The organism is Streptomyces sp. SS7, assembly GCF_037993025.1.
Classification (GTDB): domain Bacteria; phylum Actinomycetota; class Actinomycetes; order Streptomycetales; family Streptomycetaceae; genus Streptomyces.
This window is the reverse complement of record NZ_CP141223.1, coordinates 6,705,658-6,728,366: the sequence shown is the minus strand read 5'-3', so window position 1 is coordinate 6,728,366 and position 22,709 is coordinate 6,705,658. Positions and strand designations below refer to the sequence as shown.

16 protein-coding genes and 1 pseudogene are annotated in these 22,709 nt (G+C 73.2%); 7 read left to right on the top strand and 10 right to left on the bottom strand.

What is annotated here, in order from left to right:
• Nucleotides 1–3: 3 nt before the first annotated feature.
• The gene (locus U5640_RS30965; protein ID WP_340379858.1) at nucleotides 4–843 is read right to left on the bottom strand and encodes a macro domain-containing protein; all 840 of its coding nucleotides are present in this window, start codon (nucleotides 841–843) and stop codon (nucleotides 4–6) included.
• A gap of 150 nt (nucleotides 844–993) precedes the next feature.
• Between U5640_RS30965 and U5640_RS30960 the strand changes: the two genes are divergently transcribed.
• Nucleotides 994–2,451: a macro domain-containing protein gene (locus U5640_RS30960; RefSeq protein WP_340379856.1), complete on the top strand. Its 1,458-nt coding sequence runs from the start codon at nucleotides 994–996 to the stop codon at nucleotides 2,449–2,451.
• 117 nt (nucleotides 2,452–2,568) lie between these two features.
• Here the strand turns inward: U5640_RS30960 and U5640_RS30955 are convergent, their stop codons facing one another.
• The 4 genes from U5640_RS30955 to U5640_RS30940 form a co-directional block, all read right to left on the bottom strand.
• On the bottom strand, nucleotides 2,569–4,728 hold the full coding sequence (locus U5640_RS30955; RefSeq protein ID WP_340379854.1) for an alpha-galactosidase: 2,160 nt from the start codon (nucleotides 4,726–4,728) through the stop codon (nucleotides 2,569–2,571).
• Nucleotides 4,729–4,871: 143 nt separating this feature from the next.
• Complete coding sequence (locus U5640_RS30950; protein WP_340379852.1) at nucleotides 4,872–5,663, bottom strand: hypothetical protein; 792 nt, start codon at nucleotides 5,661–5,663, stop codon at nucleotides 4,872–4,874.
• 146 nt (nucleotides 5,664–5,809) lie between these two features.
• Nucleotides 5,810–6,811 carry an NAD(P)-dependent alcohol dehydrogenase gene (locus U5640_RS30945; protein ID WP_340379850.1) on the bottom strand — a complete coding sequence of 334 codons (1,002 nt, stop codon included), beginning with the start codon at nucleotides 6,809–6,811 and terminating at the stop codon, nucleotides 5,810–5,812.
• A gap of 155 nt (nucleotides 6,812–6,966) precedes the next feature.
• Nucleotides 6,967–7,665: a TetR/AcrR family transcriptional regulator C-terminal domain-containing protein gene (locus U5640_RS30940; protein ID WP_340379848.1), complete on the bottom strand. Its 699-nt coding sequence runs from the start codon at nucleotides 7,663–7,665 to the stop codon at nucleotides 6,967–6,969.
• 174 nt (nucleotides 7,666–7,839) lie between these two features.
• Here U5640_RS30940 and U5640_RS30935 point away from each other — a divergent pair, with 174 nt between their 5' ends.
• Nucleotides 7,840–8,382, top strand: a complete 543-nt coding sequence (locus tag U5640_RS30935) for a hypothetical protein (RefSeq protein ID WP_340379846.1) — start codon at nucleotides 7,840–7,842, stop codon at nucleotides 8,380–8,382.
• A gap of 58 nt (nucleotides 8,383–8,440) precedes the next feature.
• Complete coding sequence (locus tag U5640_RS30930) at nucleotides 8,441–9,493, top strand: LacI family DNA-binding transcriptional regulator (protein ID WP_340379844.1); 1,053 nt, start codon at nucleotides 8,441–8,443, stop codon at nucleotides 9,491–9,493.
• Between the two features lie 128 nt (nucleotides 9,494–9,621).
• Here U5640_RS30930 and U5640_RS30925 read toward each other — a convergent pair whose 3' ends face one another.
• Together U5640_RS30925 and U5640_RS30920 are read right to left on the bottom strand one after the other, a co-directional pair.
• Nucleotides 9,622–11,100, bottom strand: coding sequence for a ricin-type beta-trefoil lectin domain protein (locus U5640_RS30925; protein WP_340379842.1), 1,479 nt, complete (start codon nucleotides 11,098–11,100; stop codon nucleotides 9,622–9,624).
• A gap of 211 nt (nucleotides 11,101–11,311) precedes the next feature.
• On the bottom strand, nucleotides 11,312–11,959 hold the full coding sequence (locus U5640_RS30920; protein WP_340379840.1) for a dihydrofolate reductase family protein: 648 nt from the start codon (nucleotides 11,957–11,959) through the stop codon (nucleotides 11,312–11,314).
• Nucleotides 11,960–12,165: 206 nt separating this feature from the next.
• On the opposite strand from U5640_RS30920, the pseudogene U5640_RS30915 reads away from it, so the two are divergent.
• The 3 genes and pseudogenes from U5640_RS30915 (at nucleotide 12,166) to U5640_RS30905 (ending at nucleotide 17,514) form a co-directional block, all read left to right on the top strand.
• Nucleotides 12,166–15,228 (top strand): annotated as a pseudogene (locus U5640_RS30915) (AAA family ATPase).
• Nucleotides 15,229–15,736: 508 nt separating this feature from the next.
• On the top strand, nucleotides 15,737–16,408 hold the full coding sequence (locus tag U5640_RS30910) for a response regulator transcription factor (RefSeq protein ID WP_340379839.1): 672 nt from the start codon (nucleotides 15,737–15,739) through the stop codon (nucleotides 16,406–16,408).
• Nucleotides 16,405–17,514, top strand: coding sequence for a histidine kinase (locus U5640_RS30905; protein WP_340379837.1), 1,110 nt, complete (start codon nucleotides 16,405–16,407; stop codon nucleotides 17,512–17,514). Before U5640_RS30910 ends, U5640_RS30905 begins: the two co-directional genes overlap by 4 nt.
• A 37-nt stretch (nucleotides 17,515–17,551) precedes the next feature.
• Here U5640_RS30905 and U5640_RS30900 read toward each other — a convergent pair whose 3' ends face one another.
• Nucleotides 17,552–19,339: an ABC transporter ATP-binding protein gene (locus U5640_RS30900; RefSeq protein WP_340379835.1), complete on the bottom strand. Its 1,788-nt coding sequence runs from the start codon at nucleotides 19,337–19,339 to the stop codon at nucleotides 17,552–17,554.
• Between the two features lie 230 nt (nucleotides 19,340–19,569).
• On the opposite strand from U5640_RS30900, the gene U5640_RS30895 reads away from it, so the two are divergent.
• Nucleotides 19,570–20,160: a TetR family transcriptional regulator gene (locus tag U5640_RS30895; RefSeq protein ID WP_340379833.1), complete on the top strand. Its 591-nt coding sequence runs from the start codon at nucleotides 19,570–19,572 to the stop codon at nucleotides 20,158–20,160.
• Between the two features lie 53 nt (nucleotides 20,161–20,213).
• On the opposite strand, the gene U5640_RS30890 is transcribed toward U5640_RS30895, so the two are convergent.
• The gene (locus U5640_RS30890) at nucleotides 20,214–21,020 is read right to left on the bottom strand and encodes a class II aldolase/adducin family protein (RefSeq protein WP_340379831.1); all 807 of its coding nucleotides are present in this window, start codon (nucleotides 21,018–21,020) and stop codon (nucleotides 20,214–20,216) included.
• Nucleotides 21,021–21,060: 40 nt separating this feature from the next.
• The gene (locus U5640_RS30885) at nucleotides 21,061–22,602 is read right to left on the bottom strand and encodes an aldehyde dehydrogenase family protein (protein WP_340379829.1); all 1,542 of its coding nucleotides are present in this window, start codon (nucleotides 22,600–22,602) and stop codon (nucleotides 21,061–21,063) included.
• Nucleotides 22,603–22,709: the final 107 nt, after the last annotated feature.

Sequence of the window (22,709 nt, the reverse complement as noted above, 5' to 3'; positions counted from 1 at the left end):
GCGTCAGACATGGCGCCGGGCGCTCGCCGCCAGGCCCGCCAGGAACGCCGCGGTCTCCGGCAGGTCGATCCGCCCCAGCTCACCGGGGCGGACGACCACGTGCAGCTCCCGGCTGAGCGGCCGCTCCCAGGCGTGGACGACGAACGACAGCAGGATCAGCCGCAGCAGGCTGTCCTCGTCGAGGTCGTGCAGCCGGGCGAGGCCCGCCCCGGTCAGCGGCATGGTGACGCGTTCGAGCTGGCCGTGGCGGCGGACGGCGTCCCAGAGCCGGTCCAGGCCGAGCCACAGGTCCTGGACGCTGGAGGAGGCGACGCAGTCGGTGCCCATCCTGCTGTAAGCGACCGCGAAGACCAGGCGCGGCCGGGCGCCGAGGACGGCGACGGTGCCGATCGGGTACCGGTCGCGCTTGCCCCGCGGCTTGTCCCGGGCCCGTTCCCGCTGCACCGGGGCCACCCCGTGCAGCGCCGCGGCCAGCTCCGCGTCCAGCCGTCCGGCGTCCCCGTCGTAGCGGCGGGCCAGCAACTGCCCCTGGACACTGGTGTCGTTGATGACGAAGCCGTCGTCCACGAGGGTGTCGAAGGTATCGGTGAAGCCGACGACCAGATGGCCGGGCTGGTCGAAGAGATCGCCCTCCTCCACCACCACGGTCATGCCGGGACGCGCGAACTCCTGCCGTACGGCGGACTGCGGACGGGTCCGCGCCAGCCCCCAGGCCAGGCACAGCGCCACGGAGCCGGCCAGCACCCAGCCCGGACGCCGGACGAGGTCCGGGAAGAGCTGGCCGACGAACTGCACGACGGCCGACACCGCGCCGAACGCCACCAGCACACTCGCGGCGAACACCCGTCTGCCCCGCCGTGATCCCGGCAGCCGCACCCGTGCGCTCCGGTGCGGCGCGGACGGCCCGGTTCGATCGCATACATCCCTCCAGAACGCCTTGATACGCTGACTACTCTGCTGACGGGCCATCACGCGGTGAAGGGGGCGGGGCGCGTGGAAACCCCGACACCGAGCGTGCGGGTGAGCGTCCTGGGCCCCGTCCGGCTGCGCGTGAACGGCGAGGACGCGCACCTCACCCCGCTGACCGCCCGGCTGCTGGTGCGGCTGGTCGCCGCCGACGGCGAGGCCGTACCCGCCCGGCGGCTCTACCGGGACGTCTGGCAGCCGACCGCCGAACTGCCCCGCCAGGACCTGCGCGGCCGCAACGAGGTGCAGAAACGGATCCTGGAGCTGCGCCGCGCCCTCGACCTCGCCGGTCCCGGTCTCGGCGCCCGGATCGTCCGCACCGCGCAGCTGCCGACCGCGCGCGGAGTGGAGAGCAGCTACCAACTGGTTCTGGCGACTGAGGAGTTGGACAGCGCCGAGTTCACGCAGCTGGTCGGCGGCGCGTTGCGGGCGGCGCCGGCCTCCGCCGTCCGGCTGCTGGAGGAGGCGCTGCGGCTGTGGCGGGGCCGCCCGCTGGCCGAGGCGCACGACGAGGCGTTCGCCGCCGTCGCGGTACGGCGGCTGACCCAGCTCCGCGAGACGGCCCTGCGTGAACTGATCGCGGGACACAGTGCGTTGGGCCGCTACGATCTCGCGCTGCCGGTCGCCGAGCAGACCGCCCGGGAGCGGCCGGACGACCCCGAGGCCACCGCCGCGCTCACCCGGCTGCACGCCCGGCTGCGGGAGCGGCACGGCGGCGAGCTGCTGCGGCACACCCTGCGCGGACTGCGGGTGGACGTGGTCGTGGTGCGCGGCGACCTGTTCGACCAGGAGGACGCCAATCTGGTCGTGGGCTTCTCCGACACCTTCGACACCTCCGCCGACGACGTCGTGATCAGCCGGGAGAGCGTGCAGGGCCAGTTGGTGGAGCGGCTCTTCGAGGGCCGGCACCGGCTGCTGGACGAGGGGCTGCGCCGCGGGCTCAAGGAGGTCGCCCCGCTGGCCACGGAGAGCGTCCGGGCGAAGCGGCGGGGCCGCCGCACCCGCTATCCGGTCGGTACGGCGGTGGCCGTCCCCGTCGGCGCCCGCCGGGTCTTCGCCCTCGCCTACTCCCGGCTGGGCAACGATCTGCGCGCCCGTTCCGCCCCCGCGGACCTGCGGCTGAGCCTGGAGCGCCTGTGGCCGGCGGTCGCGGTGCACGGCCTGTTCAAGCCGGTGGCCGTCCCGCTGATCGGCGCGGGACTGGCCCGGGTCGTCGAACTCGACCGCACCCAGCTGCTGTTGCTGATCGTCGAGACCTTCACGGCGAGCCTCCGCGAGGACCCGGCCGTCTCCCCCGAGCTGCGGGTGGTCATCCGCGCCGACGAGCTGGAGCGGACGGACCTGTCGGCGGTCGAGGCCTTCCTGCGGGACCTGGACGAAGGGCGGGACCTGGACGAACGGCGGGACCTGGACGAACGGCGGGACCTGGACGAACGGCGGGACCTGGACGAACGGTCGGCGATCGGGCCGACGCACACGAGTTGAGCTGGTCACTCCCCCAGCAAAGATCGCCGACCGCTTCCCCCGACAGCCACCACCCGCTTCCGGCCCGCTTCCGGACGGCTTCCGGACGGCTTCCGGGAGCGGCCGTCGACACCGTCGTCAGCCGTCCTCGGCCAGACGCAGCAGGACGGCGGTGCCGGGGCGGGGCAGGGTGACCGTGAGGCGGGAGGCGGCGGGGTCCCAGGCCGCGGTGGCGTCGCAGCCGGCCGGGTAGTGCACCGTGGGGCGGACGCGGGTGCCGCGCAGATGGGGGACCGGGAGGGTGCGGGTGCCGTCGTCGGGCGTCCGCGGGGACCCGGGCGCCGGTGCGCGGCGCCACACGGTGAGCCAGTCGGCGGCGCCGGCCGGGCCGCGCAGTCCGGCGGCGAGCCAGGTGTCCTCCCAGGCGGGCAGCCCGAGCGGCCAGAAGGGGAGGCCGGCGGGGATCTCCGGGCGGAGGGTCTTGTAGGCGGCGACGGCGGAGCGCACGAGCGCGGACTGCCGCGGGCTCATCCGGTCGAGGAAGCCGGACAGATGGATACGGCCCTGGAGTGCCCCGGTGAGGGTGAAGGCGATCTCGTCGGGGGTGAAGTGCGGCTGGGGGTAGGCCCAGACGGCGGCCTGTTCGGGGGTGACCGCGGTGGCGGCCGCGGCGGCGATGGGCGGGTAGCGGGCGGGGTCCTGCTGGTCGCTGGTGGACTGCACCTGGGTCACGGCGAGTTGTGCGTGGTCCATACGGAGTCCGCCCGAGGCGCAGTTCTCCAGGACGAGGCCGGGATGGCGGTCGATCAGGGAGCCCAGCCAGTCGAGGTGGGCGCGGTGGTGCCCGAGCAGTCCGGCGCCCGCGCTCTCGGTGCCGTTCTCGGTGCCGGCGCCGATGTTGACGTTGTAGTCGAGCTTCAGATAGCCCACCCCCCAGTCGCCCACGATCCGGTCGACGACCTGGTCCAGGTGGGCCCGGGCGGCGGGGTGCCGCAGGTCCAGGTGGTGCCGGCCGTGCTCGGTGACCCGGACCCCGCCCCGGCGGAAGAAGGCCTCGGGCGGCAGGGTGCGGGCGAGCGGGCTGCGGACGCCGACCACTTCGGGCTCCAGCCAGAGACCGGGGGTCATGCCGTGCCGCGTGATGGCGTCCAGCACCTCTCCGATGCCGCCGGGGAAGCGGCTGCGGGAGGCCTCCCAGGCGCCGACGGCGTCCCACCAGCCCTGGGCGTCGTCGTCGTACCAGCCGGCGTCGACGACGAACACCTCGGCGCCCGCCGCGGCCGCCGCCGCGACGAGCGGCAGGAGCTTGTCGGTGGTGGGGTCGCCCATGAGGGTGTTCATGTAGTCGTTGTAGATGACCGGGAGCGCCGTGTGGTCGGGGTGGGGGCGGCGGGTCCGGCGGCGGTAGGAGGTGAGTTCGCCGAACGCCGCGTCCAGGCCTCCGGTGCGGGCGCCGACGACGACGGCCGGGACGGTGGTGAATTCCTGCCCGGGCCCGAGGGTCTCGTGCCACTGGTGGTGGGCGTCGTCGGGTCCGAACAGGGCGACGTAGACGGCGCCTTCGCGTTCCCCGGTCTCGTAGCGCCAGCCCGCGCTGGACTCGATCTGCCAGAGCCAGGCGCGTCCGGCGGGGTCGGTGAGTGCGGCGAGCGGCAGATGCCGGCCCGTGGACCAACTGCCCTGCGAGGAGCGCTCGAAGCAGCCGCGTCCCTCGTGGCCGTGGGCGGCCCGGTTCAGGGGGACGACCTGCTCGCGGAACGGTGCCCGCCGCCAACGGCATTCGGCGAGCCAGTCGTTGTCCGCCCAGTGCAGCGTCGGACCACTGGTCGGGTGATCGCCGGGGGCCAGGGCAACGCCCGTGGGCGAGGAGTCACCGAGGGGCAGCAGACCGCCGAGGGTCAGGCTCGACACGCTTTCCAGCCGGAGCGGGGCGTCCCCTTCGTTGACCAGGCGGACCTGGGCGCGCAGGTAGCCGGCGCCCGGGCTGGTCCGCAGGGCGATCTCGGCGGCGAGGCCGGTCACCGGGTCCGCCAGCCGGATCGTGGTGGTCACCCGGTCGCCGTCCGCCACCGTCGTACGGCCCCGGTGGGCGAGACGGCCGCCGACGGTGGTGTCGACGAACCGCTCCCCCGACCAGGTGCGGCCGTGCCCGGTGACGGTGACCTCGACGAGGGGCGCCAGACGGTCCCAGTCCTGGCCCGACGCCCCGAGCCGGACCGCTCCGGCGGCGTCCGCCACGGCGTGCAGCCCGAGGACGTCATGGGACCACAGGACGGTCTGCTCGGCTGCGACGGCCAACGAGGCGTCCCCTTTCCGGTGTCCGGGCCGGGCGGGCCCGGTTCTCCGGTTCTCCATGGTCGGGGCGTGCCTACCCAACGGTGTGACCGGTCACGCCCCCGCCCGCTCCAGCTCCCCTTCCCGCTCCCGCCCGTGCCGGGGTCTCACCGCACGTCGACGAAGTCCCCCGCGGCGGTGGACGGTCCGGTGGTGCCCGTGCCCGCGAACACGTACCGGAAGTAGCCGTCCTTCGTGGCCTTGACGGTGGTCCGCAGGGTGCCGCCGCGGCCGCTCGTGACGGTCTTCACGGTGGTGTACGTGCTGCTGCCCTTCTTGCGGAACTGGAGCTTCACCGACTGGCCCCGGTACCCGGCGTAGGTGCCGGTCTCCCAGTTGGCGCGGGTCAGCTTGCCGGTGACCGTGATGGTCCGGCCCTTCCGCACGGGCTCGGGCGAGGCGTTGACCGTGACCTTGGCGTTCCGCTTGATCTTCGCCGTGGCCGCGACGTCCACGTCCGTCCAGTCGTCGGTGGTGTCCTGCGCCTCGGTGAGCACGTTCCAGGTGCCGGCCAGGCTGTTGCGGTGGAGATCGCGCGCGGCGTCCACGTCGAAGGACAGCGTGCAGGTGGAGGTGGCGGGGTCGGCGGGCGAGACGGTGCAGGTGCCCGACGGGGGGTAGTGCGGCAGATGACCGTCGGCGTCGTCGGTGTTGGGGCCGTGCCACAGATAGGCCCAGGTCTTGGCGACCCCCTCCGGGTCGGTCACCGTCCAGGTGAGGGTGACGGTCCTGCGGGTGGTGGGGCCGAGCACGATGTCCTTGCCGCCGTTGACGACGACGTGCGTGAACGTCGTCGGACCGGCCGCGGCGCGGTCGGCGGCTCCGGCGGCGGCCGGGACGATCGAGGCGGACACGGCGGTGGCAAGGGATACGACGGCGACGGCCGAGCGGATACGCATGGACTCCCCCTTCGGGACGCTCGGGCCCGCCGGCTCCTGCGCGCGGCGGACCTGATGATGTGTCACGCTGCCTAGACCCACGAGAGGCGGTCCCGGTTGCCCCGCCCGGCCCCGCGGTCTCCGCTCGTGGCGCCGGTGGCCGCGGATCACCCCGCCGGCCCGGACACGCGGATCACGGCCTTGCCCCGGGCGTGCCCCTGCTCCACGTGGCGCAGCCCCTCGGCGGTGTCGGCCAGGGCGTAGGTCCGGTCGACCACCGGTGCGAGCGCACCCGCCTCGATCAAGGCGGTGACGGCGAGCAGGTCCTCGTGGACCGGTCCGGCCGGTGCCGACGGAAGGACCGGCCGCAGCCGCTGTCGTACGACCACGTCGACGGCCGCGACCCGCAGCAGTGCGCCCACCGCCCCGAACACCCGGCCGGGCGAGCCGCCTCCGTTGGCCACCAGGGTCCCGGTCGGGGTGAGCGCCCGGCGCAGCCGTCCCGGCGGGTGGTTCCCCACGTTGTCGAGGATCACGTCGTAGGGGCCGTGCCGTTCGGTGAAGTCCTCCCGGGCGTGGTCGACGACGTGCGCGGCGCCGAGCGAGCGCACCAGGCCGGCGTTGCGGGCGCTGCACACCGCGGTGACCTCCGCGTCCAGGGCGGCGGCGATCTGGACGGCGAACGTGCCGACGCCCCCGGCGGCGCCGTTGACGAGCACCCGCTGCCCGGCCCTGACCCGCCCCACCGTCCGGATGCCGCGCAGGGCGGTGACCGCCGCCATGGGGACGGCGGCGGCCTGCTCGAAGGTGAGTCCCGCGGGCTTGGGGACCACCAGCTCCGGGGTGGTACGCGCGTACTCGGCGAAGGCGCCGGGGCAGAACCCGAGCACCGCGTCGCCGGGCCGCGGTCCGGACACGCCGGCGCCGATCGCCGCCACCTCACCGGCCGCGTCGATCCCGGCCACCCGCTCCTTCGGCCGGGTCAGCCCCACGCCTCCCATCAGCCGGGCCACGTACGGGTCGCCGCGGAGCATGTGCCAGTCGTACGGGTTGAGCGCGGCGGCCCTCACCCGGACGACCACCTGGCCCGGTCCCGCCACGGGCCGGTCGGTCTCCACGAGCCGCAGCACGTCCGGCGTGCCGAACCGTTCCTGGACGATCGCCTTCATCGGTCTCCCCCCACTCCCTCTGGTGTACGCCGTACACCCTCTTCACGGCACGGTAGGTGTACGGCGTACACCCGTCAAGGGGCACGGAGGGCGGAGGAGGGCACCGCAGTGGACCCGGGTGGGCCGGGGGGACCGGGGTGAACGGGGGCCTCGCGTCAGGCCGTGCGCAGGAGCCGTTCGAGGCCGTCCAGGGTCAGATCCAGGGCGAACTCGAACTCGTACTGGTCGTCGCAGCCCGAGCCGACGACGGACTCCTCGTCATGGGCGACCGCCCTGGCCAGTTCGGTGAGATGGGGATAGCGCGTCGCCATCTCCTCGGGCGACGGCGCGTCCGGCTCCGGCACGCGGTCGGTCCGGTCCTCGAACAGCTCCTGGGAGAAGCCCAGCAGCCGGCTGCCCATGACGTGCATCGCGTGATGCACCAGGTCGACCGGGAAGCCCCCGGCCCGGAAGATCCCGATCATTGAGTCCAGGTACGCGAGGACGGCGGGCGTCGGCGTGGCCCGCGCCTTCATGCGCGTCTCGATGACCCCGGGCGCCCAGGGATGGCGCAGCAGCATCCGGCGGGCCGACAGCACCCGCCCGCGGACGGCGGACTTCCAGTCGGCGTCGGGGGACGGTGGATCGATCTCGGCGACCAGCGCGTCGATCATGCCGTCGAGCAGCTCGTTCTTGTGGGCGACGTGCTTGTACAGCGCCATGGGCACGACACCGAGCGCCTGCGCGATCCTGCGCATGCTGAGCGCGTCGACCCCGCCCTCGTCGGCCAGCGCCACGGCGGTGTCCAGCACCCGCTTCCGGCTCAGGGGCGCGCGCTGCCGCGCGACGGAGCCGCCCTGCGTGCCGATCGCCACCAACCCCTCTCCCCCGGGCGGGCCCGGAACCGACCGCCCTCACCGCCACCGACGGTACCTCGCGCCTCCAGGCCCCGGGACGGCGCACCGGTCCCGTCCACCCCCTTCACCCGCCCGGGCGGGTCACCGGCGGCGTCCGCCGCGGGGCCCGGGGCGGACGCCGGGAATGCCCGCGTGACGGAACCACCCGGCCCTCGCCTCGACGACAGGGCCCCGTACGACCTCCGGCACGTCCGCGACGCCCTGGCCGCCCGGCCGGCCCGCTGTCTCGCCGAGCGGTACGGATGCCGGGTCACCGCCGTCGAAGTGCGTCCGGAACTCCATGAGTCGAGCACGGAACCGACCGCCCTCTGCTGGCTGTCGGAGCATGTCACCGCCGTACGGGCCGACGCCCTGACCCTGCGCGGCGAGCCCTGGTCGCAGCGGTACGACCATCTGGTCCCGCTCCTGACGATCCGGCACATCCCACGCCGCCCCGAGCTCTTCGACGTCCCGCACGGCCTGCCGCGGCCCGGCGGCACCTTCTCCCTTCGCCGGCGACCGGGCCGAGCGCGTCGCGCTGCGGACCGTCGCGGACCGGATCGCGGCCCGTCCCGGACGCCTCGACCGCGTGGTGTTCACCGGGTACGAGGAGACCGACGAACGGGCCTGCCGACAGGCCTGGGCGAGGCCGGCGACGGCCCCTGCGCCCGACCTGATCCGGACGGCAGGCCCTAGGCTGGGGTCAGGCCCGTAGAACCGGGGAAACCCCCAGGAGCAGGGGAATCAAGGGATCATGGCGATGGGGGACAAGCCCGTGTCCGGACGACCCCGGCCGTCGATGGCGGATGTCGCCCGGCACGCCGGTGTCGCACCGCAGACGGTCTCGCGCGTGTCCAACGGCCACAGCAACGTCGACCCGGCGACCAGGCAGCGGGTCGTGGAGTCGATGCGGGCGCTGGGCTACCGGCCGAACGGAGCCGCACGCGCCCTCAAGAGCGGGCGGTTCAACACGATCGGTGTCATCACGTTCACGCTCAGGACATTCGGCAATACGCGCACGCTCGACGCCATCGCCGAGGAAGCCGCCCGCGCCAAGTACGCCGTCACCCTCATCCCGGTCTCCGATCCGACCCTGGGCCGGGTCTCCGGTGCCTACGACCGGCTCAGCGAGGCGGCCGTGGACGGAGTGATCCTCGTCTTCGAGGCGCATCTCCTGGACGACGCGGAGTTCAGCCTCCCGCCGGGGGTGCCGATGGTGGTGGTCGACTCGGACACCGGACCCGGCTACACCGTGGTGGACACCGACCAGGCCCAGGGCGCCCGTCAGGCCACGGAGCACCTGCTGGAGCTCGGCCACCGCCGGGTGTGGCACATCGCCGGTCCCCCGACCTCGTTCTCCGCGACCCGTCGCGTGGAGTCCTGGCAGCGCACCCTGCGGGAGGCGGGCATCGACCCGCCGCCGGTGCTGTACGGCGACTGGACCACCAGATCCGGATACCGGCACGGCCTGGATCTGGGGCGCAGGCCGGAGGTCACGGCGATCTTCGCCGCCAACGACCACATGGCGCTCGGCGTGATGCGTGCCCTGCACGAGCTCGGCCGCCGGATCCCCGACGACGTCAGCGTGGTGGGGTTCGACGACATGGAGGAGGCCCACGCCTTCTGGCCGCCGCTGACGACCGTACGGCAGGACTTCGCGGCGGTCGGCCGGCTCAGCCTGCAGAAGCTGCTGGACAAGATCGCCCGTACCGGTCCCGACGTGATCGACAAGACCCTGGTCCCGACCCGGCTGGTGGTCCGCGCCAGCACCGCGGCGCCCCCGGCACCGGCGGTCGGGCGGCAATGACAGGCCGGCAATGACGGGCCGACAATGACGGGCCGGCAATGACACACGGGCCCGGCGGACGTACCCGAGGGGTACGCGGCCGGGCCCGTGCGGTGCGGATCAGCGGGCGACGGGAGGGGGTGCCGGCGTCAGCTCCTGGTCCACTGCTGGTTGCTGCCTCCGTTGCAGTACCAGACGTCGACCGCCGTGCCGTTGCCGGTGCCCGCGCCGGACGCGTCCAGGCAGAGCGCCGGGTTCGCAACGCTGGTGACCGTGAGGTCCGCGTTCACGTTCCACTGCTGTGCCGCCGCGCCGGTGCAGTCGGCGATGACCACGGGGTCCCCCGCGGTGGCTCCGGTGCCCCCCAGCGTCATGCACTTGTTGCCGTAGACGGTGAGCTGTTTGCCGGCGTTCCAGTTCCAGGACTGGTTGCCGCCGTCGTTGCAGTCCCACAGGTCGAGCTGGGTGTTGTTGGTGGTGCTGAAGCCGGGCACGTCGACGCAGCGGCCCGAGCCCACTCCGCGCAGGACCTCACCGGGCGGCGCGGCCGGCAGGTCGTTGACGGGCGGGGTGGTGCCGAAGCCGTAGCCCCAGCGCAGCAGCGCGACCCCGGTGGTGCTGTTGTCCACCAGGTTGCCCTCGGAGTCCAGCGACTCGATCGCGTAGGCGTCGCCGAACCTCAGCCCCGGCCAGTACACCAGCCCCATGCCCTTGCTCCGGGCGGTGTTGGCCACGGCCGCGAGGTAGGAGGTGTAGACGTTGCCGTTCCAGGCGCCGTAGTTCAGACCGATGGTCATCGGGGCACCGGCCTCGTCGATGACGGTCCGGCCGGCGTAGTCGCCGATCCGGGAGGCGAGGTCGGCGGCCCAGTCCGCCTGCTTCGTGTAGCTGTTCCAGTAGCCGTAGAAGTGCAGCGACAGCAGCGTCCCCTTCAGCGCGCGGGCCGCGCCGACACCGGTGACGTTGTCGTTGTAGCCGGTACCGCTGATCACGACGCGGCCGCGCGGCACGTCCTTGTGCCGGGCCAGCCAGCCGCTGGTGACGGACACCCACTGGTCCAGGGTGTAGCCGTGCGGCTCGTTCATCGGCTCGAAGTAGACCCGCGGGTTGTGCTTGTACGCCCGCACCACGGTGTTCCACATCGTGTTCCAGGCGGCCGTGTCGTCGACCAGGCCGTCCTTGCTGGTGTTCGCCTCCCAGTAGCTGACGATGACCTTGTCGCCGTGGGCCGTGGCCGCGTCGATCGTCGCCCGGTACGACTTCCACCAGGGGGTGCCGACACTGGCCGGGTTGACCGGCAGGCGCAGCGTGTTGGCGCCCAGGTTCTTCTTGAAGCCGCGCACCATACGGGTCGTGGTGCGGTAGACGGTGCGGTAGTCGTCGGTCACCGACAGCCCGCTGGGCACCACGGCGTCACTGGCGTAGTTGTCCCGCGGGTCCGCCCAGTTCACGCCGCGGAAGTCACTGGTGCCGCCCTTCGCCGCGGGCCTCGCCGACGTGTGCGGGGCGGCCGGCGCCGTGGCGGCCGGCTGGGCGAGGGCGGGGGCGGTCAGGAACATGAGGGAAGCGCCGAAGCCGGCCATGATCACACCGGCCAGTTTTCTCGACCCCTTCAGGGTCTTCGTCATGTCGTCTCCAGTGACGGGAAGCGCGGAGGGCGGAGTGCGGGTTCGTCACCTGAGCCGAGGCACTGCTGGGACGGGGGTCCGCCAACGGACCCTCAGACCCATGTAAACCGGCCATGGTTACGTAACCATGGCCGGACATTGGCACGTCGCCCGCGCCGGTGACAAGCCCCTTGGTGAATCCGAGGCACCCCGACCCCGGCGCGGCGCGGCGTCAGTCGTCGCGCCCCACTCCCCGATCGGGCGCGCTCATGTCCCCCGTAGCGGGCGTGCCCTCGGCCAGCCCGTACCGCAGATACACCGTCCCCTTCCCACCGGCCGCCGGCGGTTCGAGAAGGGTGAGGCTCGTGGGCACCGCGCCGCCGTCGAACACCTTCTTCCCGACGCCGAGCACGATCGGGTGGACCCAGAGGTCGAGCCGGTCGAAGAGCCTCTCGCGCAGAAGCGTCTGCACCAGGTCCAGACTCCCGACGACCTTCACGTGCTCATGACGGTCACGGACCTCCCGCACCGCGGCGGCCAGGTCCGGGCCCAGCTGCACCGACCCGTCCCACGACAGGTCGGGGGTACCGCGCGAGGCCACGTACTTCGGCACACGGTTGAACAGCGCGGCGATCTCGTTGTCCTCGCCGCCCTCCTGGTACTTCGGCCAGTAGGCGGCGAAGATGTCGTACGTCCGCCGGCCCAGCAGAAGGGCGTCCGTGCCCTCGTACGCCGCCCCGACCTGCGCCCCCGAGACCTCGTCCAGCAACGGCGCCTGCCACCCCCCGAACGGAAACCCCTCCGGATCCTCGTCCGGCCCCCCGGGCGCCTGCCCGACCAGGTCGAGTGTCGCGAACATCTCGATATGAATGAGGCCCATGTCCTGCTCCCGGTGAGTCGGTCACGTCGGTCACGTTTCGGTCGGAAGGTAGACCGGGAGACCCGGACAAACTCATCGCCGCGCCGACGACCCCCGCCCGCGCTGACGCCGCGCATGGCGAAGGTCACCCGTCTCGACGCGGTCGGCACGACGACCGGCGGAGAGGATGATGTACGGGGTGACGTGAATCGGAGGGGGCAACTGTGGTGGCGGGCGGCGGAGTTGGGGACGGCGGGTACCGGGCTCCGTTACTGGGCCGCTCCGTCGAGCTGGCCCGGTTGGACGCGCTGCTCGACCGTGCGGCCGGCGACGCGCGCGCCACGGCGAGCGGCGGGGAGTCCCGGGACGGCGTCTGTTCCCGGCTCGTCGACATCACCGGTGAGGCCGGCATCGGCAAGAGCCGGCTGCTCGGCGAGGTCTGAGACCGGGCGCACCGGCGCGGTATGACGGTGCTGCGCGGCAGGGCCACGGAGTACGAGCGGCAGGTGCCGTTCCAGGTGTTCGCCGACGCGCTCGCGCACCTCGACCCGCACACCCTGGACGGCTTCCGGGAGACCGGGGCGGCGGCGCCCCTGCTGCAGCGGAGCGGCGCGGTCGACCGTTTCGGGCTGCACCGGTCCACCGCCGTCCTGCTCGGCCGGCTCGCCGCCCCGTCCGGGCTGCTGCTGGCCCTCGACGACCTGCACTGGGCGGATTCCGCCTCGCTGGAGCTGCTGGACCATCTCATACGCCATCCCCTGCGCGCCCCCGTCGTCCTGGCCGTGACCCGGCGCGACCGCCAGAGTCCCGAGTCCCTCGCCGCCCGGCTCACCCGAGGGCTCGACGCCGGCACGGTCGTCAGGCTCGGGCTCCGCCCGCTGAGCGCACGCGACTGCGCGGAACTGGCCGGACCCGGTCTGCCGCCGTCCGAGGCCGCCGCGCTGTACGCCGCGAGCGAGGGCAACCCGTTCTACTTCCTGACCCTCCTCCAGGCCCGCCGTGGGGGTACGCCCCCCGGGTCCTCGGCACCACCCGGGCTCGGCACCCTGCTGCTGGACGAACTCACCGGGCTCGCCCCCTCCCTGCGCGGCATCGTCGAGGCGGTGGCGGTTCTGGGCGAGCACGCCACACCGGCGATGGTGGGCCGGGTGACCGGCCGCTCCGGTACCGCGTTCAGCGACGACGTCCACGCCCTCACCCGGCGGGACCTGGTGCGTTCCGGCCCGCAAGGCCTGCTGGCCCTGCGGCATCCGGTCGTGCGCACCCTCGTCCACGAGAGCACGCCCTACTTGCGGCGCGTCGAGATCCACCGGCTCGCCGCTCGGGAACTGGCCCGCGTCGGCGCCTCGGCCGCCGAGCGGGCCCACCATGTGGAGCAGTCGCTGACCGGGTGGGACCCGGCCGCGGTGGCCGTGCTCGACGAGGCCGCCGCACACACCGCCCGGACGGCTCCGGCGAGTTCCGCCCACTGGCTCGAGGTGGCACTTTGCCACCTGCCGAACACGTCCGAACACGCCGTCCGCCGGAACGCGTTGACTTTGCGGCGGGCCCGCGCGCTGGCCGCGTGCGGTGGCCTGCGAGAGAGCCGCGACCTGCTGCAGGAGCTGATCGCCACCCCGCACCGGTCACACGGTGTCCCGGCCCCCGGCGAGGACCGCCAGCAGGCGCGGGACCCGGAACGGGAGCGGGAGCGGGACCCGGAGCGGGAGCAGGCGCAGGACCCGGAGCAGGACCTCCGAGTGCGCGCGGTCGTCCTGTGCGCGCTGGTGGAGCGTCATCTGGGGCGCTCCACCGAGGCCGTCGCGCTGTTGCGCCGCGAGCTGGCCCGCGGCCCCGCACCGGCCCACGTCGTCCGGCTCGGCCTCGAGCTCGGCTCGGCCGCGTCCCAGGACGGCACCCTCTCCTACGCCCGGGTACGCACCGAGGTCGAGGCGGCCCTCGCGGCGGCCCGGTCCACCGGGGACGAGGTCGGGGAGGCGGGCGTCCTCGCCGTCGCCGCCCTGGGAGAGGCGTACGAGGGCGACATGACCGCGGCGCACCGGCTCGCCCGGCAGGCCGCCGCCCTGGTCGACTCGCTGCCCGACAACGACCTCACCGCGCTGTGCGAACCGCTGGCCCGGCTCGGCTGGGCGGAGGCCTTCCTGGAGCACTACCCGGACGCGGAGCGGCACGCCGAGCGCGGCCTCGACATCGCCCGCCGCAGCGGTCAGCTCTACGTCCTGCCCCATCTGCTGCTGTGCCTGTCCCATGTCCGGGTCCAGACCTGCCGGATCTCCTCGGCGCTGGAACTCGCCGACCAGGCCGAGGACATCGCCCGCGGGATCGGCAGCGACCAGTTGCTCGCGTTCGTCCTCGCCTGCAAGGGTGCGGCGCTCGTCGCCGCCTGCCCGCCGGGCGACGGGCGCCCGCTCGCCGTCGCCGAGGAGGCGGTGGCCGCGGCCGGAACCGCGGTCGGCTGGTGGGCCTCCACGGCCTGGTGCATCCTCGGCTGGGCCGCGCTCATGGCCGGTGACCCGGTCCGCGCCAGGGACGCGATGCTCCAGGCGGGCGGCCCCGAACTGCAGCGGATCCAGGCCTCGATGCGGCCGCTCTACCTGGAGATCCTGGTCACGTCCGCACTGGTGACGGGTGGGGCCGAGGAAGCGCGTTGCTGGGCCGAGCGGGCGCGCAAGGAGGCGGAACAGCTGGGGCTGCCGATGCAGCGGGCCTCCGCCCTGCGCAGCACCGCCCATCTGCCGCTGGCACGGGGGGACACGGCAGCGGCGGCGGACCTGTTCGCGGAGGCCGCGGCGGAGAGCGCCCGCAGCGGCGCGGTCTTCTGGGAAGCCCACTCCCTGCTGCTCGGCGCCCCGCTTCACGCGGCGGCGGGCCGCGGCCGCAGCGGCACGCACGCCTGGCTCAGGGGGCGCAGGATCGCCGAGGCGGGCGGCAGCGGGATGCTGGTCGGCCTCGCCGACGCCACCCGTCCGCCCGGTGGCGGCTCTGAGGCTTCGTACGGTTCCCCGGAGCGCGCCGAGCTCGCCGAGCGGCTGGCCACGCTGACCGCCCGGGAGCTGGAGATAGCCGAGCTGGTGGCGCAGGGGCTCACCAGCCAGGCCATCGCGGACCGGCTCTACGTCAGCCGCCGCACCGTCGAGACCCATGTCTCCCGCACCTTCCGCAAGACCGGGGTCTCCTCGCGCACCGCCCTGGCCACGCTGATCGCCCGCCACCGCTCCACCAGCCGTTTCGGGGACGCCCGGACGGAGCGGACCGAGCGTGGTCCGGGCGACGTGGGCGGTGACCGGTGAGCCCCGGCGAGCCGGCCACCGCGCTCCCGGCCGGGCGGCCGCCCACCTGACGTCGACGAAGTCGGCGGCCGAGGCCACGGGGCCGGTCGTGGTGGTGCCGGCGAACACGAAGCGACAGGAGCCAGGGACGACCGGCCCGGGGACGGGGAGTTCACCCCCTCGGTCAGCCACGGACGCCGGTCGCCCACGGCCGGCGCCGCGGACCCTGGGGGCGGGGCCCTCATGGACCGCGTACATGCGGAAGACGGCCGGACCGGGGCAGGTCCAGCCCGGAATCGGCATGAGGTGTCATGCTCCAGACTGGAGACCGGGCCGATCTTGGACCATCCGGCGGAAGACGGCGGTGCCCCTGCCGACCGGTGGGAGCCACCCCGCCGAGTGGCGGCAGCCGCCGCTCGCCGCGCCGCGAGGGCTCCGCATGGCTCTAGGGTCGAGTCGGCACAGGCCGGACGGCATGAGCCTGTCGGCATGATCCTGTCGACATGGACCGAGGTGAGGCGGGGAGCGCGTGATCCGGGTAGTGGTGGTGGACGACGAGGCACTGGTCCGCTCGGGCTTCGAACTCATCCTGGGCGCGTCCGAGGACATCGAGGTCGTCGCGACCGCGAGCGGCGGCGAGGCCGTGGCGACCGTCCGCCGGGAGCGGCCGGACGTGGTGCTGCTGGACATCCGGATGCCGGACGTCGACGGGCTGACCGTCCTGCGCGAGCTGCGTACGATGCCCGGGCCGCCGGCGGTGGCGATGCTGACGACGTTCGACGCCGACGAGTACATCCTGACCGCGCTGCACTCCGGTGCGGCCGGATTCCTGCTCAAGGACACCGAGCCGGAGCAGCTCGCGCAGCTGGTGCGCACCCTGGCCGCGGGCGGTGTGGTGCTCTCCCCCAAGGCGTCGCGGACGCTGCTGCACAGCCACCCCGGCACCGCGGCGGCCGTCGACGAGGACGCCGCCCGGGTCCGGCTGCTCACCGGGCGGGAGCGCGACGTCCTCGTCCTGGTGGCGGAGGGGCTGTCGAACGCCGACGTCGGAGCACGCATCCACCTGGGCGCCGGCACGGTGAAGGACCACGTCAGTGCGATCCTCACCAAGCTGCGGGTGACGAGCCGGGTGCAGGCCGCGCTGCTGGCACAGCGAGCCGGACTGCTCGACGAACGCCCGCGGTCGACGGCCGGGCGATGAGCCGGGCACGCGCCGTGCGGCAGCGGGTTCCGGCGCCGGTCGTCGACCTCGCCCTGGTGGTGGTGGCGGCCGTGGACGCATGGCTGAACATGTGGGAGCACACGCGCCTCGGGGTGGGGCTGGCCGCGGTCGGCTGCGCCGCGCTGGCCTTCCGGCGCAGGTCCCCGCTCGCCGTCTTCCTGCTCACCCTGCCCGTCGCGCTGATGCAGGATGTCTCCGTCGCCGCGCTGGTGGCGCTGTTCACGCTGGCCGAGCGCTCCCGCGACCGCCGTCTCCTCGCGGTGTGCGCCGCCCTGGCCGCCGTCGCGAGCAGCACTCCGTGGCCGCTGGCCGCGGTCGACCGGACCATGACCCTGGTCTTCTTCGTGTACGGCCTGGCGACCGCCGCGGCGCCCGTCCTCTTCGGCCAGCTCCTCCAGGCGCAACGGGACCTGGCGCGGCGGCTGGCCGAGATCGAGGAGGCCAAGGAGCACGAGCGGACCCTGCACGCACAGGCCGTACTCGCCCGCGAACGCGCCCAGCTGGCCCGCGAGATGCACGACGTGGTCTCCCACCAGGTCAGCCTGATCGCCGTACGGGCCGGAGCCCTGCAGGTCGCCACCAAGGACGTGGACGCCAGGGAGGCCGCCCGCACGATCCGTTCGCTGAGCGTCACCACCCTCGACGAACTGCGCACCATGGTCACGCTGCTGCGCGCCTCCGGCGGCCACACCACCGAGCTGACGCCCCAGCCCACCCTGGCCGACCTGCGCCGCCTGGTGGAATCCAGCGGCACGCACGCGGAGTTGTCGGGTGAGCTGCCGCCCGCCGTGGGCACACCCGCGCAACGCGCCCTCTACCGCACGGTCCAGGAGGCGCTGACCAACGTCCGCAAGCACGCCCCCGGCGCCACGGCGTACGTCACCCTGTGGCAGGACGGCGACGACGTCGGGGTGACCGTCACCAACACGGCGGCCACCCGTCCTTCCCTGTCCCTGCCCGGTTCGCAGCAGGGCCTGGTCGGATTGCGGGAACGGGCCGACATCCTGCACGGCACCCTGGAGGCGGGCGCGACCGCGGAGGGCGGCTACCGGGTGCGGCTGCGGATTCCCCTCGCCGCGGACTGACCGTCCGGGCCACCGGGCGGCCCGCCGTGCGGGTGGGTCATCGCGCGGGGGCCAGGAACTGCGTGGCGGCCAGCCGCGCGTACAGCTCGTCCCGCGCCACCAGTTCCTCGTGGGTGCCCACCGCGCGTACCCGCCCGGCGTCCATGACGACGATCCGGTCGGCGCCCGTCACCGTCGACAGGCGGTGGGCCACGACCAGCACGGTGGTGTCGCGGGCCACGTCCGCGACGACGTCCCGCAGCGCCAGCTCGTTGACGGCGTCGAGCTGGGAGGTCGCCTCGTCCAGCAGCAGCAGCCGGGGCCTCCGCAGCAGGGCGCGGGCGATGGCGACGCGCTGCCGCTCGCCGCCCGACAGCTTCGAGCCGCGATGTCCGACCGGGGTGTCCAGGCCGTGGGGCAGGCGCTCGACGAGGGTGTCGAGCCTCGCCCGCGCCAGGACGTCGTGGAGGTCGTCGTCGGTCGCGCTGGGCGCCGCGAGGACCAGGTTCTCCCGGAGGGTGCCGGCCAGGACCGGAGCGTCCTGCTCCACGTACCCGATGGCGGACCGCAGTTCGGACAGGGACCAGTCCCGTACGTCCTTGCCGTCGACCAGGACCCGGCCGCCGGTCGCCTCGTAGAACCGCTCGACGAGCGCGAACACCGTCGACTTGCCCGCGCCGGAGGGGCCCACGAAGGCCGTCGTCCCGGCGCCCGGCACCTCGAAACTCACCTGCTGGTGGACGTACGGCAGGCCGGGCCGGTAGCGGTACGACACGTCCTCGAAGCGGACCGACGCCGGACCCGGCGCCGCTGCCCCCTGCCGGGGCGGGGCGTCGTGGCGCCCGGCCGTCGGCTCCGTCGCCAGGCGTTCCACCTGCGCGATCCGGGAGATCGCGGCCGCCCCCTCCTGATACGAGGTCACGGCGTCGACCAGCCTGGACACCGGCTCGATCAGGTAGAAGAGGTACAGCAGGAAGGCGATGAGGGTGGACACGGGGATCTCCCCGGACGCCACGCGCGCCCCGCCGACCGCGAGCACCGCGAGGAAGGCCAGCTGTACGGCGAGTTCGTCGGCCGAGCCGGCCACGGCCTGCCACTTCGCGCTCTTCACACCGTGCCGCCACGCCCGCCGCGCCGCCGCCTCCACCCGGGCGGTCTCCCGCTCCTCGGCGCCGGACGCCTTCACCGTGCGGAACGCCCCGAGAGCCCGCTCCAGCGCGACGGAGATCTCACCGACCGCTCGCTGCGACCGCTCGGTGGCCCGCGCGATCCCCGGCATCACGGACGCTACGGCCCCGCCGACCAGCACGACCGCCCCGAGCGTCACGCCCAGCAGGACGAGGTCCAGGTACGCCATCAGCCCGACCGCCATGACGAAGGCCACGGCGCCCGTGGTGGCGGAGACGACCGCCTGGGTGCTGACCGCCCGCAGCAGCGTCGTGTCCGAGGTGACCCGGGACATCAGATCGCCCGGGGGGATCTGTTCCCAGTCCGCGATCCGCAGCCGCAACAGCCGTCCCACCAGGGTGCGCCGGGCGGCCAGCACCACCGACTCCGCCGTCCGCTCCAGCACGTACGCGCCGTACGCCTCTACCGCCGTGCCCAGCACCACCAGCACGGTGAGCGCGACCAGGATCCCGGTGAGGGTCTCACCGGACGCCAGCCGGTCCACCAGCGCCTTCGTGGCCAGCGGCTGCAGCAGCCCCCCGGCGGCCCCGACCAGGGCGCACAACAGACCGAGGGCGACCGCCCCCCGGTGCGGCCGGACGTATGCGCCCAGCACCTCGACCGTCTCCCGGGCGGACAGGGGCGCGTCATCCGTCGCCGGGGCGGATGCGGCGTTCACGAGGTTCCCGCGTGTCGCGGACGGCGTGTCATCCCTCCACCCTGGAGCCCCGGCCGCGCCCCGCCCATCCGGCAACCGTCGGGGCGACCCCCGCCGAGTGGCTGGAGAAGGCGCCTCGCCGCCCGCTCCGGGTCCGACGACCGGAACCATACTTGGTCGATCGTCCAAGACGCCGGTTAGCATGGAGCGGGCATGTCACTTTTGATGAAACGGTGGACCTGATGTCTCGCATGGCAGCGAAGGATCGACGGGAAGAGCTCATCGCCGCGGCGTTCCGCGTCATGGTCCGCGACGGAGTCGTCAAGACCACGACCCGTGCTGTCGTCAACGAGGCGCAGATGCCGCTGGGCGTTTTCCACTACTGCTTCACCTCACGCGAGGAACTCCTCCAGGAGGTCATCACCCGCATCACGGACAGCGGCGTGGCCAAGGCCCGGAACGTCTTCGAGGCAGAGGGCGACCTCGGCGCACGCATCGCCAGGAGCCTCCACGCCTTCTGGGAGGGGGTGGAGCTCGGCCCGGGAGAGCATCAGGCGGGGTACGAACTCACCCACTACGCGTTGCGCCAGGAGGGCTTCGAGGATCTGGCCCGCCGGCAGTACGTGCATTACCTGGAAGTCCACGAGCAGCTCCTCGCCGAAGCCGCCGAGAGCGCGGGCATCAAGTGGACGGTGCCCCTTCCGGTCCTGGCCCGCTACCTCAACGCGGTGCTGGACGGCGTCACGCTGTGCTGGCTGGCCGACCGTGACAGCGAGAACACCCGCGAGGTGCTCCGCCTGACCGGCGAGCACCTCATGAGCCTCGCCGCCGAGGACGGGTGAGGTGCGTCGCCGGTGAGCGCCCGCTCATGGGACACCGGCCGCAGCGCGTCATGTCAGTCGAACAGGCCGGGCTGTTCCTCGGTGATCTGGTCCCACAGGGGGCGGAACTGGAACCAGCCCGGGAGGGGGCCGGAGATCTGGTCCCGCACCATCCGCGCCGTTTCCGGGTCGATGAGCTTCGGTTCGCCCGCGGCCATGGCCAGCAGCTGGGCCTGGCAGGAGCGTTCCATGGTGATGAAGTACCAGGCCGCCTCGGCGACGGAGGCGCCCACCGTGAGCAGCCCGTGATTCTGCAGGACGACGGCCTTGCCCTCCCCCAGCGCCACACCGATCCGTCGGCCTTCCTCGGTGTCGTTCACCACTCCGCGGTAGTCGGAGTAGATGCCGTGGTCCTCGAAGAAGGCACAGGCGTCCTGGGTGATCGGCTCGAGCGGGACACCGAGGCTGGAGAAGGCCTTGCCGTGCAGGGAGTGGGTGTGCGCGGCCGCGACCACGTCCGGCCTGGCCCGGTGCACCTCGGAGTGGATGCAGAACGCGGCGTTGTTGACCGGGCGCTTGCCCTCCAGGAGCTTGCCGTCGTGGTCGACGAGGATCAGGTCGGAGACGCGGATCCGGCTGAACGCCGTCCCGAAGGGGTTGACCCAGAAGGCCGAGGGGTTCTCCGGGTCGCGGGCCGTGATGTGTCCGGCCACGCCCTCGGAGAAGCCGAAGCGGGCGAACAGGCGGAAGGCGGCCGCGAGTTCCTGCTTGCGGACCTGCCGCTCCTCCTCGACGCCCAGGTTCTGCCGGGGCAGCGGCAGGGTGACGCCTTCGGGCATGGCGCCGACGGACATGTGCGGGGCGGCGGGAGTCGTGGTCATCGGGATCTGGCCTTTCGTGATCTGGTGGGCGATGGCGCGGTCACTTGCTCCGGCGGCGCGGGCGGTTGCCGTACATGAGGTCCACCAGGCGCAGGATGGACCGGTAGGCCGCGGGGTCGAACGGGATCATGTGCAGGTCGCGGCGGGTCGGGAAGCGGTTCACGCTGACGGCCTGGAGCCGGGTGTACTTGCGGATTCCTTCGGCGCCGTGCCGTACGCCGAGGCCCGAGTCCTTCCAGCCGCCCATGGGCAGACCGAAGGCCATGTAGTTGGTCTGGGCGTCGTTGACGGTGACGCAGCCCGCCTCGAGACGCTCCGCGAGGTGGCGGGCACGCTTCATGTCCGAGCTGATGACGGAGGCCTGCAGGCCGTAGCTGCTGTCGTTGACGAGGCGGACGGCCTCTTCGGCACTGGCGACCTTCATCACCGGCAGCGTGGGTCCGAAGGTCTCCTCACGCATGCACTTCATGGTGTGGTCGACATCGACGAGGAGCGTCGGTTCGAAGAACCGGCCCGGGCCGGGGGCGGCGCGGCCCCCCACGAGGACGCGCGCCCCGCGGCTCACGGCGTCCTTGACGTGGTCCTCGACGATCGACATCTGGGGCGGGAAGGTCATGGCGCCCACGTCGGTGCTGCCCAGCCCCGCCGGCCTGCCGGAGGTGACCTCCTCGAACCGCTGCCGCAGCCTGGCGACGAACGCGTCGTACACCGGCTCCTCGACGTAGACGCGCTCCACCGAGGTGCACATCTGCCCGCCGTTGCACAGAGCGCCGTGCAGGGTGACGTTCACCGCCCGTTCCAGGGAGGCATCGGCCAGCACGATCAGGGCGTCCTTGCCGCCCAGTTCGAGTGAGCACGGGATCAGCCGCTCGCCCGCCCGCGCGGCGACGGCCCGGCCGGTCTTCGTGGATCCGGTGAACATCACGAAGTCGGCGGCGTCGACCAGGGCCCGGCCGGTGGCGCCGGCTCCGGTCACGACCTGGAAGACGTCCTTGGGCCAGCCGCACTCACGGGTCATCCTCTCCATGAGCAGCGCGGTCAGCGGTGTGTACTCGGAGGGTTTGAGGACGACGGCGTTGCCGGCGGCCAGGGCGGGGATGGCGTCACCGAAGGAGTTGATCAACGGGTTGTTCCAGGGGCCGATGACTCCGACGACACCCAGGGGGATCCGCCGGGTGTACATGCTGCGGCCGAGCACGAAGGGCGAGAGCGAGCGGATCTTCGTGTCGGCGAGGTAGTGCCGTGCCCGCTTGGCCCAGTGGGCGAAGGCGCTGACGCAGTAGACGATCTCGACGATCGCGTCCTCTTCGGTCTTGCCGTTCTCCTCGACGACGGAGTCGATGATCTCCTGCCGGTGAGCCAGCAGCCAGTGGCGACCGCGCGTGAAGAATTCCGCACGGCTTCGGGTGCTCAGCGCCGCCCAGCCCGGCTGTGCCCGTCGGGCTCGCGCGACCGCTTGCGCCACCTCCTCCGCCGACGCGTCCGCGACGTGGCCGACCACTGCTCCGGTGGCCGGATTGTCCACTGCGATGGGTGCGGCCGCCCGGGCGCCGTCGGGCGTGAGCGATCGAGTCTGAGCCACGGAAAAACTCCTGCCGGAACGTTGACTTCGGTTTGCCCAGAATGAGACGGTCACCCGTGCAAGTCAAGCGTCTTGTACAGATGACCAACTTGTTGGGCGACAGAGAC